This window comes from Lactococcus garvieae (assembly GCF_016027715.1).
In the GTDB taxonomy this organism is placed as follows: domain Bacteria; phylum Bacillota; class Bacilli; order Lactobacillales; family Streptococcaceae; genus Lactococcus; species Lactococcus garvieae_A.
Genome location: NZ_CP065691.1, coordinates 1,148,546 through 1,163,544 on the forward strand (window position 1 = coordinate 1,148,546; position 14,999 = coordinate 1,163,544).

The following is a 14,999-nucleotide window of genomic DNA, read 5'->3' on the forward strand; positions in this document are numbered from 1 at the left end:
ATAAATTTAAGATTCAAATATTTTTCGGCTTTATCACTTACTTTAGTGCTTAAATACAGGTGATTAGGGCTTTTAAAATATTTATTGCATATATTACAAAACCTATTTGTATCCTTAATTCTGTGCAAGAAATATCCTGAAATTAAAATAATTCTCACTTTTACAAACAGAGTAAATTACAAGGCTCGCACTTAATTTTAAGGCTCTGTAAATTTGCTTAAATACTTTAGTTACGTTATAATTTATGAGAATGATATATGTGTAATTTTAATTAGAATATTATACTAAACTGTAACAATAAAGGGAGGTAAATCGGTGAAGAAGCTTTCAATAGTAGTTCCGGCCTATAATGAAGAAGAAACTGTCGAACTCTTCGTTGAGGAAGTCAATAAGCAAACCGCAAATTTGCCTCTCGAAAAAGTCTTTTATTTTGTCGATGATGGTTCATCGGATGGAACTTTAAAGGTACTAAAAAAACTTTCTCAAGCTCCTAACATTAAATACATCTCTTTTTCAAGAAATTTTGGAAAAGAGGCTGCATTATTAGCAGGTTTAAAAGCTGCCGATGGTGATCTTATCACCGTGATGGATGCTGACTTGCAGGATCCACCGCAAATGTTAAATGAGATGTATGAAAAGATACTGCAAGGCTATGATGTAGTAGGTACGCGCCGCATATCACGAGAGGGAGAGCCTCTTCTTCGCTCTTTTTTCGCCAAAAAGTTTTATCAAATCATCAACAAAATTTCGGATACTGAGATGGTGGATGGAGCACGTGATTACCGCTTGATGACGCGTCAAGTTGTTGATAATATCCTTGAACTTGGTGAGCACAACCGTTTTTCGAAAGGTATTTTTAGTTGGGTTGGCTTTAAAACAATGTATCTTCCTTATGAAAACCATGAACGCGTAGCAGGTAAAACGTCTTGGAATTTCTGGGGTTTAATCAAGTATTCCATTGATGGCATCGTCAACTTTTCGGATACACCCCTTACCCTTGCTACCTTTGTCGGCTTTCTTAGCTTTATAGCATCACTTATAATGGGCGGATTCTATTTTATCCGTACTCTCCTATGGGGGGATCCGGTCGCTGGATTTCCAACTTTAGTGATAATTGTCCTTCTACTTGGGGGCTTGCAGCTTCTCTCACTTGGTATTATAGGAAAATATCTTGCCAAAGTTTTTCTAGAAACCAAAAACCGTCCAAACTACATCGTTAAAGAAAGTAACATAAAAAACCACTAAAAATGCGTGGTTTTTTATGTTACTCGCTTAAATTTTATTGCTCACTTTAACAACTTTAAAGTCCTTACCCGACTTTGCAGGAAGAACTTGCTTATCCAAGCATTCCTCAAGCAAGTCTTTGAAAGCAACTTTCTGTAAAAAATGAATATCTCCAAAAGAAATCGTCACCTCTGCTTCTGTGGGATTAATCACATAAATAAAAGCCTCAGATTCTGTATACCGTAAGATTCCCAAAATATTTTCCTGAAAAAAGGGAGTAAACTTGCCTTGATACAGGGCTTTTTCTCCTCGGCGCTTTGCTGCCCATTCTTTGTAAAGCTTATAAGAAGGTTCATGAATATTTTCCCATGGGAAAAATTTTCTATTTTTAGGATCCTTTCGTCCAGTTAAGCCCGCCTCATCCCCATAATAAATACAGGGTACTCCGGGCAAACTAAAGAGCATGCCCACTGCCAAGTCATTTGCTTCATCGCCCACCATGGTTAAAATACGCTCTGTATCATGAGTACCTAAATTATTCAAGTTATTATAAAAAATATCTTGTGGGTAATTTTCACTGAGAACCATCATCTGATAGGCGAGATCTTGAGCACTTTTAACTAAGGTAAGATAGCCAATAATCAACTCACGAAAAGGATAATTCATGACTCCATGTAAGCTGTCGCCTAAAATATAATCACGACGATGCCCGTAAGAAATCTTGTTCGAAGCATCTTCCCAAACTTCTCCGATGAGTACCGTGTCTGGATAGCGAGCTAAATTTTTCCGTATCCCACGAATAAAACTATCTGGGAGCTCATCTGCTACATCTAACCTCCAGCCGTCAACTCCTAACTGGTTCCATTTGGCAAGCACAGAGTCTGTCTCGCCATAGATAAAATTACGAAAAGAAGCGTTATCTTTATCCACCTCTGGCAAGTCTTTAATCCCCCACCATGATTTATAATCCACAGGATATTCCGTAAATTTGAACCAATCGATATAACGACTGTTAGGATTTTTGGCTGCTCCTACATCACTGCCGTATTGGCCAGAGATATTAAAATAACGTGAATCTTTTCCTACGTGAGAAAAAACACCATCTAAGATCAGATGCATTTTCTCTGAATGCAAGAGATGAACCAACTCTTGAAAATCTTCTTCTGTACCTAGCATACTGTCGATTTGTAGATAATCATTGGTATCATAACGATGATTTGTTGTTGCTGAAAAAATGGGATTAAGGTAGAGTGCGTTCACTCCTAACTCTTTTAAGTAAGAGATTTTTTTAATAATACCTCGAATATTCCCTCCAAAAAAATCCCAGCGAATCACATCCCCCTTCTCATCTTTCACATAAAGCGGTGTGTCTTCCTTAGTCGCATATATAAAAGAGTTTGGTTTTGGATGGTTGATTTTTTCATCTGAATTTCCGTTATAAAAGCGGTCAGGAAAAATCTGATAAAAGACTGCTTGACGGTACCAATCTGGAGCCGGATCTGCTTTTGAGAAAACAGTCGCCTGATAAGGGCGGACATCATTTTCATTCATATAAAGTACACCCTCGCCTCCAAGCCCACTACATCCATAATAAAATTTAGTGATGCCCCAGTCTGTGGGCTCACTGATTTCAAAATAATAGTAATACAAGCCTTGACCAACATCAAACTTTACGGAAGAGCTAAAAATACCTGGCTCTATTTTTTGCATGTCAAATTCAGAACGTGCCCCAAAATCTCGTCGAATAATGAACTTAACAGTAACATTTTCCTTATCGGTCTTGAGATTAACCTTCATAATTTGCCCAACGCGTATGGCTCCAAAGGGTTGCTTAAAGTCTGCATCCCAAGAATTATAATAATACATCTTTTTTCGTTTCCTTTTCGCCCGCTTGTTGAGATAACCTCCCAACATTATGTCCCCTCCCCTTTAAGGGACGAGTAGCCTTTAAGTCATTTTACCATATTCAAGTGTAAGCGAAAAAGGAAAGGCAAGCCCTTTCCTCTTATATCCTGAATATTTTATTTATTTTTTAGGTTCAATAAACCAGATTTCCTCTGCATACTGACCTACTGTACGATCTGAGGAGAAGATACCCGATGTAGCAATATTCATCAAACTCGCACGTGACCAAGCTCTCGAATCCTTATAAAGAGTTTCCAACTCTTTTTGAGCCCGCACATAGTCATTGAAATCACGTAAAAGAAAATATTCATCATTGAAAGCTGTGAGTGAATCAAAAATTTCTGGCCCTTCATTCGTAATATTTGGAATCGTGCCATCGATAAAAGCGTTCAAGATGCGATGCACCACGGGATTTTGTTCATAGATATCCCGTGCATTGTAGTTTCTGTTTTTGTAGTACTCGTAAACTTCGTCTTTCGTTAAGCCAAAGATAAAGATATTTTCGTCACCACAAGCATCTTTAATTTCAATATTTGCTCCATCCAATGTTGCCATCGTCAAAGCTCCATTAAGCATAAACTTCATGTTTGAAGTTCCCGAAGCTTCTTTCGAAGCCAAGGAAATTTGTTCCCCCACATCAGCAGCTGGAATAATGTTTTCTGCCAAACTCACATTATAATTTTCCATAAAGACCACTTTCAAACGATCTTTAACTTCTGGGTCTTTGTTAATCATCACAGCTATTTCATTAATAATTTTGATAATCGCTTTCGCATAATGGTATCCAGGTGCTGCTTTTGCTCCAAAGATAAAGACACGTGGAACCATCTTCAGATTTGGCTGATCTTTAATATCAAAATAAAGCTTCAAAATATGCAGTACATTTAAAAGCTGACGCTTGTAAGCATGGAGTCGCTTGACTTGAACATCAAAAATAGCTTCAGGATTAACTTTAATGCCATTTTTTTCCGCAATGAGTGTAGCCAGATCTTTTTTATTTTCTAACTTGACTGCGGCCAACTGGTCTAACAGCTCCTCGTCATCAACAAAAGCTTTAAGAGCTTCCAACTTCATCAAATCATGACGCCACTCCTGCCCAATCTTTTCATCAATAAGTTTTGATAAACGTTCATTCGAAATCTGGATCCAGCGACGATCTGCTATCCCATTGGTCTTATTATTAAAACGCTCTGGATATAACTGGTAGAAATCATGCAATTCCACATCTTTAAGAAGATCCGAATGTAACTTAGCCACTCCATTTGTTGAGTGCGAACCAATAATTGCCAGATTAGCCATATGAATCTGTCCGTCTTTCACGATACGGGTATGATGAACCAAGCGCGCCCCTACAAGCGGGAGTAGTTCTTCTGTCCGACGGCGATCAATTTCATTAATGATTTGATAAATTCGCGGTAAAAGCGTCTGAATCATCTCTTCCGGCCATTTTTCAAGCGCTTCAGACAAAAGAGTATGGTTGGTATAACTCATCACTTTTACGGTAATATCCCATGCTTCGTCCCAAGATACAGCATTTTCATCCATCAATAAACGCATGAATTCAGGTACACAAAGGGCTGGATGGGTATCATTGATATGAACGGCTATATATTCTGCAATGTCTGTGATGGGGCCTCTATTGTTTACTTTATAATGATGCAAGATCCGTTGAAGTCCAGCAGAAACAAAGAAGTACTCTTGTTTAAGGCGCAGTAAACGCCCATCATAATTTGAATCATCAGGATACAACTCCGCAGACAGCATCGAGGTTTGACGCATATATTCCAAGTTTTGGAATTTCGCATCCAAATCCTGGGGTACCTCTGAATGCCAAAGGCACATATTATTTACTCTTGTGTTTTCAAAACCGACCATTGCTGTATCATAAGGGACAGCCAAAACACGTTCTTGATTCCGATAGCGTGGCACCAGACTCCCGTCTGCTTTTTCTTCAAGCCAAGTTTCTCCTCCAAAGGTCACTTCAAAAGCCTTGTCTGCACGCCTTACCTCCCATGGATTAACATTGTTTAGCCATGAATCCGGTAATTCCACTTGGTAGCCATCAATTATTTTTTGCTTAAAAAGGCCATAGCGATAGCGGATACCATTACCATTTACGGAAAGACCTGTCGAAGCCGCAGAGTCCATAAAACAACTCGCTAAACGCCCTAAGCCTCCATTACCAATAGCCATATCTGGCTCAATTTCGGCTACTTTTTCCAAATCAATTCCTAGCTCCTGTAAAGCTTCTCGGACTGTTGAAAGTATCCCTAGATTAAGTAGATTACTTTTTAACATTTTCCCTGGTAAAAATTCAATGGAGAAGTAATAAACCTGTTTGGTATGGGTTTCGTCTTTGTACTGATTATCTGCTTGCCAAACTTGTGTGTAATACTGCTTCACAACTGCAGACAAGGCAGAAAACGTTTCGGTAATTCCTGCTTTGTCAAGGTCTGTGGCAAACTCTGAAGTGAGTTTCTGTTCAAAGTCTCGTCTAAATTGTGTTTTTGAAAGCTTCAATATGTTTTACTCCGATTTTTTTAACTTCTATTCATGGGTTTATTATAGTTATTAACCTTTTTGCGCAAGCATATCTTTATAAAGGTCTATGTATAGGTCAGCTTTGCTCTCCCATGAGAAGTCTGTCTGCATCGCTTTAAGTCTAAGACTTTGGAAAATTTTTGGCTCATATTCATACAGATTCAAGGCTTGATTGATTGTATTTACTAATACTTGAGCCGTAAAATCAATAAACCCAAAACCGGTTCCTTCATGTGTTTGAGGATTGTATGGTTTAACCGTATCTTTTAAACCGCCAATCTCGTGAACGATAGGAAGGGTACCATAACGCATCGCAATCATTTGAGAAAGTCCACAAGGTTCAAAAGCCGACGGCATGAGAAAGAAATCACTTGCCGCATATATTTCTTGAGCAAGTTTTAAGTCAAAGCTGATAATAGCTGCACATTTATCCGGATATCTTTCAGAAAAATACTTAAAACCATTTTCAATATCTTCATATCCTGTGCCTAAGAGGACAATCTGAATATCTTTTTGGAGAAGCTCATCCATCCGCTCAAGTACTAAATCAAAGCCTTTTTGTGTGGTCAGACGACTGACCATACCAATGAGTGGCTTATTGGCTTCCATAGGAAGCCCTACTCGTTTCTGCAGTGCTTTTTTCATTTTTGCTTTCCCTGATAAATCAGAGATAGAAAAATGATAATCAATCATACTGTCTGTTTCTGGATTATAAACATCATAGTCAATTCCGTTAACAATACCCACAAGTTTCTCTGAAACAAAGCGTAAAATAGAGTCCAGTCCACAGCCAAACTCTGGAGTCTGAATCTCTTGCGCATAACTGGGCGAAACAGTGTTGACCCGGTCAGCATACAAGATGCCTGTTTTTAAGCTGTTCAACATGTCATTATGACGTACCACACCTTCAAAATAACGATCCATACTCATGCCAAAAAGTTCTGTCAAAGCCGTACCCTGCATAAGCCCCTGAAATTCAATATTGTGAATAGTGAGTACTGTTTTAATATCTTTGTAAGCACGAATCCATTGGAATTTTTCTTTCAGTAAGAAAGGAAGCATAGCTGTATGACAATCATTGACATGAAGAACATCAGGTATAAATTCGAGCCTTTCCATGAGCTGAGCGATAGCAAGAGTGAAAAAGGCCCAACGTTCACCATCATCGCCATATCCATAGATTTCATCACGACCAAAGTAACTTTCATTGTCCAAAAAATAGTATTTAACATTATCTTGAACGAGGCTTTTTACACCTACATACTCGTGACGCCATCCGACATTAACATAGTCCCAGAATTCATCTTGTATCTGTGCCTTATATCGGTCTGCTATCCCATGTTTATAGTAAGGTAAGATAACAGCTACTTGTAGATTTGTACCTTTTTTGGCTAGTTCTTTAGGAAGCGCGCCTGTTACATCTCCTAATCCTCCTGTTTTGAAAAAGGGCGCACACTCACTTGATGCAAACAATACTTTCATGACTTCTCCTCATATACATAAAATTGCCGTTTTTTGAGTAACGACAACTTTTTGCTATTTCTGAATAATATTCTCTGTGACAATCGTATTCTTTGGAATAACAACGGGATTCTCAAGCGTCCCCTCGACACGTACATCATTTTCAATCACTACATGCTTATCAACGATGGCATACTTGACCTGAGCGCCTGATTTAATCTTGCTGTCTGTAAACATCATTGTGTTTTCAACAGAGGCATTTTTTTCAATTTTAGAACGGCGTGAAATCAAAGAATCCTTAACATTACCCTCCACGATACAGCCTGAGCTTAGTTGACTGTTCGTCACGTTGCTCTCCTTAGAAAAATAGGTTGGTACTTCGTTATTTACCTTTGTACGTACAGGCTGGCTACTATAAAGCAAGGCTGTAAAATTGCTTGAATCAAGCATTGACATATTGGCATCATAATAGGATTTTATAGTTCTGATATTGCTCATATAGCCTGTGTACTCGTAAGTATTTATATCCATATCAACCATATATTTACGGAGTAAACGGGAACTTGAAGCATATTCCCCTTCTTCTTGCATACGTTGCAGAAACTTAATCAACCACTCTGTATCAACGATAAACATATTCAAACTGAGGGCTTCTTTTTCTCTTACAGAAGTCAGCTGCCCCAGAAAGCTACTGGAAGCTTTATTATTTTCATCAAAACGAATAATGGTATCAAATTCTTCAGCCATATCGGGTGTCACTTTTTTATAGATAGCTGTGATATGTTTATCAGAAGCTTTATGGATTTTTAATACAGCAGTTAAGTCAACATTACAAACAAATTTACTGTCCAACAGCACAGTATAAGCAGCTTTCGATTTTCTTAAAAAACTAATTTGTTGATCGAAGTAAGGTAACCCTTGTTCTTTGAGACGTTCAAAGTCTTGTTGAATATAAACAAAATATCTCTTTTTAAAGCTGTCCAAGCCCCATTCACTACCTGAGCCCATGTGGTCAAAGATGGACTGTGTTTCCCCTTGGTTTGCCGCCATAAAAATAGAATTGACATGCGCATTAGCCAAAGAAGAAAGGGGAAAATCAATCAAGCGATATTTACAATCAAAAGGTAGTGTGGCTACTGGACGTTGATTAATCAGAGGCGAAAGTTTTTCATTACGTGTAACGGTCGACAGAATTGCACAAATTTTATTTTCAGACTTCATCTTCTTCCCCTCTTACTTCTCCATGTCCGATTACAGCAATATCCCCTGGTTTGCCAATAACCTCTACATTATCACCTATGTAGGCTTTTTCGCCTAAGATAGCATATTTTATGGTTACATTTTTACCCACATGAGTACCTGACATGATAAAACTTTTTTCGATAGTTGTTCCTTCTTGGACATGGATATTTTGCGACAAGATAGAATCTGAGACTTGCCCATCAACATAGCATCCGTCACCAACTAGAGAACCGGCGACTTTGGCATTTTTTGTCAGAAACTGTGGCGCTGAAATGTCATTACGCGAATAAATGCGCCATTCTTTGTCTGTGATATCAAGCTCATTTTTTAAGTCAAGGAATTCCATACTGGCTTCGTGGAGGCTGTCAATGGTTCCCACATCTTTCCAATAGCCTTTAAATCGGTAGGCAAAAACATTTTCTCCCGAATCAATATAAGCTGGAATAACATTTGCTCCAAAATCTTCCATATCCACACCTTTTGAATACCCCGTAATCAAAACTTCTCGCAGACGTTTCCAGTTAAAAATATAAATTCCCATAGAAGCTAAATTAGACTTTGGCTCTGCTGGCTTTTCTTCAAATTCAATGATTCGGTCATTATCGTCCGTATTCATAATTCCAAAGCGGCTGGCTTCTTCTATGGGAACCTCCATAACCGAAACGGTCAAACTCGCTTCACGTTTCTTGTGACTCTCCAGCATTGCTTCATAATCCATTTTGTAGATATGGTCACCAGACAATATCAAAATATATTCTGGATTTTTTTTATCAATATAGGATATGTTTTGATAAATAGCATGCGCGGTCCCTTCAAAATACTTGCTTCCTTCGGTTGAAGAGTAAGGTTGCAAAATGGTTACATCACTATTAACGCCGTTTAAGCCCCATGGTGCTCCATTCCCAATATGTTCATTGAGAACAAGAGGTTCATATTGTGTAATCACCCCCACATTTTTAACATTTGAATTCACACAGTTCGACAGAGCAAAGTCGATGATACGATATCGCCCCCCAAATGGCACAGCTGGCTTTGCAACATCTTTTGTTAGTTTTCCTAAACGCGTTCCTTGCCCCCCAGCAAGAATGAGACCGAGCATTTCTATTCCCATAACAGACCTCCGATTTTTATTGTAGTATTAGTTTATATTATTAATATAGTAAAGTCAAGATTTTTTAATGTAAAACTCATTTATTTTTCGTTTTTTAATTAGAATAATAAATTTCATAATAGGAAAAAATACTCCAAAAGTGCGCTAAACATCTATTTAACTAGACTTAATAAATTTTTAAATAAATCTTTCCTTTACTAAAAAATATTCTGAATTTATTTTTTATTCTTTTTATAAAAGAGTTATTCTAATTATTAGTTCATATTAAATTTATATAGTTATAAGTAAAGAAAATGTATATTTACTCACAAATAAGCATTTTCGAATATTAGAATATTTAGAAAATTTACGGTAAAATTTTTAAAGCCCTCTTAGCTATAAAGAATATTTTTAGTACTTGCTGTATTACCTGATTTTATTATAATATTTTACGAGAAAATTTGCTAATATTATTCTAAAATATCACAAAAAGACACAGAAACGTAAAGTTTCTGTGTCTTTTATATATTATATTTTATTTTTTAATCAAATTTGTCAACATACCGTTAATAAATTTACTTGATTTTTCATCACTAAAGTCTTTTGTAAGTTCGATAGCTTCATTTATGGCAACTAAATCTGGAGTTTCGGTAAACAAAATCTCGTAAGCCCCTAGACGTAGCAAAGCTTGCTCAATCGTTGTCAAGCGAGAGAAAGTCCAACCTTTTGCGAGATACTCAGACAGTGCTGCATCCAAAACATTTTTCTTCTCTAATATACCATCGACTAATTCTGTAAAATAAGCCGGTGCTACAACTTCTTCATCGGTATCATTATCGTAGTTTAAAGCAAATTGTTTTGCTTGCTCCAAGATACCTTTTGATGCTACAGCAAACTTTGGTTCAGTCTGTGCTAATACTTCTGCTACTTCATCTTGAACTGTTAGTGGTTTAAAGATTTCCACAGTAATTTTTTCACGAACACTAGAATGAACATCTGAAAAGACTTTGTTGAAAACTTCTAATTTTGCCTCTGGGGTTTCGGATCTGAAACTTGCACGTAAAAAATCACGAACACGTACAGCAATATTTTCTTCTTCAAGTTCAATATTAAAGAGACGTACCAGATTCAAGTTCATGAAGATATCTTTGTATAAATCAACAGCTTCTTGGTCATTCATCCGTTTAGTATAACCACCAAAATCACGGATAAAACTCAATGCTCTATAGACAGCTGTTTTTTCACGATTTGGAATATCCAAAATTTCATAAATCTTATCGATTTCTTTCAACGGTTTTGTGAAAAAACGTGGAAAGTCACGTACGGTGATACGTTCATCTTGGTAAGCAATATCAAAACGAATAGGCTTTGCCAATTCACGATTGATTTTTTCTACATTGTTTTTAAATTCTGTTAAGACCGCTTCTGACATAGCTTTTCTGATTTCATATTCAAAAAGCGTTTGTGCAGCACGTTGACGAATGCTATGTTGTGTTAGCTTGTTAGGCATCAAAGAAACCCTCATCAAACAAATCTTCAAAGCTTGGTTTTGGTAATTTTTCAGGAACGATTCCCACAACGTGGATGTTCACATCATTAACTACGATTTCTGTTGCTTGTTCAACTGCTTCTTTCACTTCTTTTTGAATATTCATAGCTACTTGTGGCACGTTGATACCAAAAGCCAAGTAGACATAGATATTCACAATAACTTTGTCTACTTTACTTTCGATATAAACACCACGGCCTTCTGATTTTTTGCCGAGGCTATCTGAAAAGTGTTTATTGCGCAATGCATAGACACCATCGATTTTTGCAGTAGTAATACCGATAATTACTTCAAGAACTTCCGGTGCAATAACGATTTCACCAAGTTCTTCAGTATGAACAGTTGTATCTGCCATAGTTCTCTCCTCTATCTTTTCTTTTGTTTCTCTATGGAGTAAGGCTCTTTATAATACCACAGTAAACTACTTATGCACGTTTAAGGTACTCACCAGTTTGTGTATTAATTTCGAGTTTTGTTCCTGCTTCTACAAAGTCAGGTACATTTACTACTAGGCCTGTTTCCATTGTTGCTGGTTTACCAGATCCTGTTACTGTCGCACCTTTGATAGAAGGTTGAGTTTCAGCTACTTCAAGGACAACAGTAGTTGGCAATTGAAGACCGATAACTTCTGTACCATAGAATTGAATTTTAACATCTGTATTTTCAAGAACGTAGAGCAATTCTTCTTTTACTTGTTCAACTGGAATTTCATACTGATCATAAGTATCATTGTTCATGAAGAAAGCTGTATCATCCATTTGGTAAAGGTATTGTGCAGGTACTGTATCGATGACTGCTTGCTCGAATTTATCTTCTGGACGGTATGTATCGTCAAATGTAGAACCAGAACGTACATCACGCAATTTCATACGCATGATTGTATTTCCTTTACCTGGTTTGTGGTGGCTTGCTTCCATAACACGGAGGAGTTTATCTCCGTTCAAAAATGTCATACCGGCTTTGAGGTCTTTTGCTGCTACCATAATTATATATATCTCCTAGTGAATATTCTATTTACTGCCTAAATAGACAGCTTTTAACAATTCATTTTAGCACAAATTCACCTCTTTTTCAAATTTCTATTCATTTGCTGAAAGGAATATTTAAAACAAATGAGGCTTTGAATTCTGGTTTTAGATTTAAAGGATCAGAAGTTCTTTCGGTGATTGTGTCAAGACTTGACAGCCTTCTTCAGTAATAAGCAAATCATCCTCTATCCGTACGCCGCCAAAGTCAGGAATATAGATTCCTGGCTCATCAGTGACCACCATATTGTGCTTTAACTCTCCAACAGCTTTCGCACCGAAATAAGGAATCTCATGCACATCAAGTCCTAGTCCGTGGCCGATACCATGTGTAAAGTATTCGCCATAGGAAGCCTCTTCAATAATATTGCGGGGTACTTTATCAAAATCAACCAAGGACATTCCTGCCTTAGCTTCGGCAATCAGTCCTTCATTTGCCTGACGTACAGTATGATAAATTTCTCGCATCTTCGGACTAACCTCACCAACGAAGACTGTTCTTGTCATATCACTCGCATAATGATTATAATAGCATCCAAAATCAATAGTCACAGGATCGCCAAACTCAATCATCTTATGCGTAGCAACACCATGCGGTAAGCTGCTGCGCTTGCCTGAGGCGACAATTGTATCAAAAGAGATGCCACTTGCGCCCATTTCCCGCATTTTGAAATCAAGGAAATTCGCAACTTCTATTTCTGTTCTGCCTGGTTCGATATAGCGCAGCACAGCTTCAAAAGCTTTATCTGCAATTTGGCACGCTTTCTTGATTGTTTTTATTTCATCTGCTTCTTTGATTTGGCGTAGCTCCGCTACAAAGTTTGTCGTCGGTACAAGCTTAGCATTTTTTAACTTTTCTGCCAATACACGATAAAAGGCAAAATCAACGGTATCTTCAAAGCCGACAGTATGGAGACCTTCAGCCAATCGAGCGATTTCAGACAAAGCATCACGTGTTTGGATGATTTGAAAGCCGGTAATTAACTGCCGTGCAATCCCAATATAACGATCATCAGTCATAAAGTAGGATTGGTCAGCCGTCATGAAAATCGTTCCCGCTGTGCCTGAAAAGCCAGTCAGATAATAGATATTTTTCATGTCAGTAAGGATTAAGCCATCTAAATTTTCTTGAACTATTTTTTCTTTTAAGTTGCTGATTCTCATCGTTTTCTCCTTTTAGTTTGGGATATTTTCTTCTATTATAACAAAGTCTGAACGATAATATTGCTTCTTTCTCTAGTAAAAAAGAACCTCTAATAAAGAAGTTCTTTTATCTATTCTGAATCAGTCAACAAGTTTTTGGCATCTGTAAGAGTATCGATAAAATAATCTGCTTGCTCTTGATCAATCCCAAAGTAATAATCTTTAACTGCCCATACTGTGGCACCTGCAGCCTTACCTGCCATAATTCCATAATGAGAATCTTCAATAATCAGTGTTTCTGAAGGTTGCACTCCAAGTTTCTCCATGGCTGCTAGATAGATAGCTGGGTTTGGTTTAGACTGCTCAAACTCATCTTGACCAGACAAGAAAAATTCGAAATACTGACGCAAACCGTGTGTATCCAAGACTTCAGCAATCTCATGACGACGTGAACTTGAAGCTACAGCTAACTTGTATCCTTTTTCTGAAAAAGTTTTCAAAGCATCGGTAACGCCAGGTAAAAGTAGCTCTTTATAAGGAATTGGAAATTGTACATCATAATCCAAGAAATCTTGGTGAACTTGCGCTGCACGCGCCTCCGTAAACTCATCACGCAAGACTTTTGGCCACATATCTTTCAAGACACTCCCTACAAAATCTTTGGGTGTTAAATGGCTGGCATCAATACCACTCTCTACAAAAAAGTTGTCTAAAACCTTCGAGTGAAAACGTTCCGAATCAACCAAAACACCATCCATATCAAATACAATCGCTTTAAATTTCATAGGTTTATTATAGCATAACCGAAAGATTTCCCCACAGTATTTACTTGAAAACTAAGGATTGGGTAGCCTTTAAAAGAACACTCTGGAGTTTAAGCTTTCTTAAAAAGAAACCCTGATAAACAATCAGGATTTTTTTATTAAAATATAGGCATTAATATTTCAGCAACACTTCCCCGCTTTCCCATCAGAACCAAGCACTTGAATCTTTTGTTTAACAAGTTCTTTTACTGCTTGTTTGGCTGCGGTGTTGTATTTTTTCGGATCAACGACTTTTTCGTCTTCAGAGATATATTCCTTTATGGCATTTGTGAAAACAGCACGAAGTTCAGTCGCGTAGTTAACTTTCGCAATGCCCATTGCTACCGCTTTTGAGACATCTTCGTCCGGGATTCCTGAGGTTCCATGAAGCACCAATGGCACATCTCCGGTTTTAGCTTTTACAGCTTCTAGGATATCGTATTGGAGTTTTGGTTCTGCTTTATAGAAGCCGTGTGAGTTACCAATTCCGATAGCTAAGAAGTCAACTTTTGTGGCTTTAACAAATTGTTCAGCTTCTGTTGGATCTGTAAAGGCTACTGTTTCTGCATTGTTTCCATCTTCTTTTCCGCCAACGATTCCTAGTTCTGCTTCTACTGGAATATCCATAGAGTGTGCCATTTTGACTACTTCTTCAGTGATTGATACATTGTCTTCGAAAGGTTTTTTTGAAGCATCAATCATCACCGAAGTATAACCGGCACGCAAGCAGCGTGCCACGCGGTCAAAGTCGTCCCCGTGATCCAGATGCATCACAACTGGTACAGAAATTTTCTCTGCAGCAGCTTTAACCATATGATAGAACATTTCGGGTGGTGTGGTGTTGAGTGTACCTGATGTCGTTTGCACAATGACTGGTGCATTCATCTCTTCTGCTGCTTCTACAATCGCCTCAGCCATTTCCATGTTTTCTGCATTAAAGGCACCAATAGCATAGCCTTTTTTAAATGCTTCTTCTATCATTTCTTTACTTTTAACAAGTACCATTTTTTCTCCTC

General features: G+C 37.7%; 12 protein-coding genes. 1 reads left to right on the forward strand and 11 read right to left on the reverse strand.

Features of this window, described 5'->3' with window-relative positions; all coding sequences use genetic code 11:
* Window positions 1-315 precede the first annotated feature (315 nt).
* The gene (locus I6G50_RS05700) at window positions 316-1,245 is read left to right on the forward strand and encodes a glycosyltransferase family 2 protein (RefSeq protein WP_081166175.1); all 930 of its coding nucleotides are present in this window, start codon (window positions 316-318) and stop codon (window positions 1,243-1,245) included.
* Window positions 1,246-1,272: 27 nt separating this feature from the next.
* Here I6G50_RS05700 and I6G50_RS05705 read toward each other — a convergent pair whose 3' ends face one another.
* From I6G50_RS05705 to fba, 11 genes are all read right to left on the reverse strand, one after another.
* Entirely contained in the window at window positions 1,273-3,090 is a 1,818-nt protein-coding gene (locus I6G50_RS05705; protein WP_197908211.1) for a glycoside hydrolase family 13 protein, read from the reverse strand.
* A 159-nt stretch (window positions 3,091-3,249) separates the two neighbouring features.
* Window positions 3,250-5,649 (reverse strand): glycogen/starch/alpha-glucan phosphorylase, encoded by a 2,400-nt coding sequence (locus I6G50_RS05710; RefSeq protein ID WP_197908212.1) that lies wholly within the window; start codon window positions 5,647-5,649, stop codon window positions 3,250-3,252.
* A 51-nt stretch (window positions 5,650-5,700) separates the two neighbouring features.
* Entirely contained in the window at window positions 5,701-7,152 is a 1,452-nt protein-coding gene (glgA, locus tag I6G50_RS05715) for a glycogen synthase GlgA (protein ID WP_197908213.1), read from the reverse strand.
* Window positions 7,153-7,206: 54 nt separating this feature from the next.
* A complete protein-coding gene (glgD, locus tag I6G50_RS05720) occupies window positions 7,207-8,352 on the reverse strand; it encodes a glucose-1-phosphate adenylyltransferase subunit GlgD (RefSeq protein WP_197908214.1) in 1,146 nt (381 codons plus the stop codon).
* Entirely contained in the window at window positions 8,342-9,484 is a 1,143-nt protein-coding gene (locus I6G50_RS05725; protein ID WP_197908215.1) for a glucose-1-phosphate adenylyltransferase, read from the reverse strand. Before I6G50_RS05725 ends, glgD begins: the two co-directional genes overlap by 11 nt.
* A 514-nt stretch (window positions 9,485-9,998) precedes the next feature.
* Entirely contained in the window at window positions 9,999-10,973 is a 975-nt protein-coding gene (nusB, locus tag I6G50_RS05730; protein ID WP_081166160.1) for a transcription antitermination factor NusB, read from the reverse strand.
* Window positions 10,966-11,367, reverse strand: coding sequence for an Asp23/Gls24 family envelope stress response protein (locus I6G50_RS05735; RefSeq protein ID WP_197908216.1), 402 nt, complete (start codon window positions 11,365-11,367; stop codon window positions 10,966-10,968). Before I6G50_RS05735 ends, nusB begins: the two co-directional genes overlap by 8 nt.
* 70 nt (window positions 11,368-11,437) lie before the next feature.
* A complete protein-coding gene (gene efp / locus I6G50_RS05740) occupies window positions 11,438-11,995 on the reverse strand; it encodes an elongation factor P (RefSeq protein ID WP_003135896.1) in 558 nt (185 codons plus the stop codon).
* Window positions 11,996-12,151: 156 nt separating this feature from the next.
* Window positions 12,152-13,201 carry an aminopeptidase P family protein gene (locus I6G50_RS05745; RefSeq protein WP_197908217.1) on the reverse strand — a complete coding sequence of 350 codons (1,050 nt, stop codon included), beginning with the start codon at window positions 13,199-13,201 and terminating at the stop codon, window positions 12,152-12,154.
* A 110-nt stretch (window positions 13,202-13,311) separates the two neighbouring features.
* Complete coding sequence (locus I6G50_RS05750) at window positions 13,312-13,965, reverse strand: HAD family hydrolase (protein WP_197908218.1); 654 nt, start codon at window positions 13,963-13,965, stop codon at window positions 13,312-13,314.
* 159 nt (window positions 13,966-14,124) lie between these two features.
* Complete coding sequence (fba, locus tag I6G50_RS05755) at window positions 14,125-14,988, reverse strand: class II fructose-1,6-bisphosphate aldolase (RefSeq protein ID WP_197908219.1); 864 nt, start codon at window positions 14,986-14,988, stop codon at window positions 14,125-14,127.
* Window positions 14,989-14,999 lie beyond the last annotated feature (11 nt).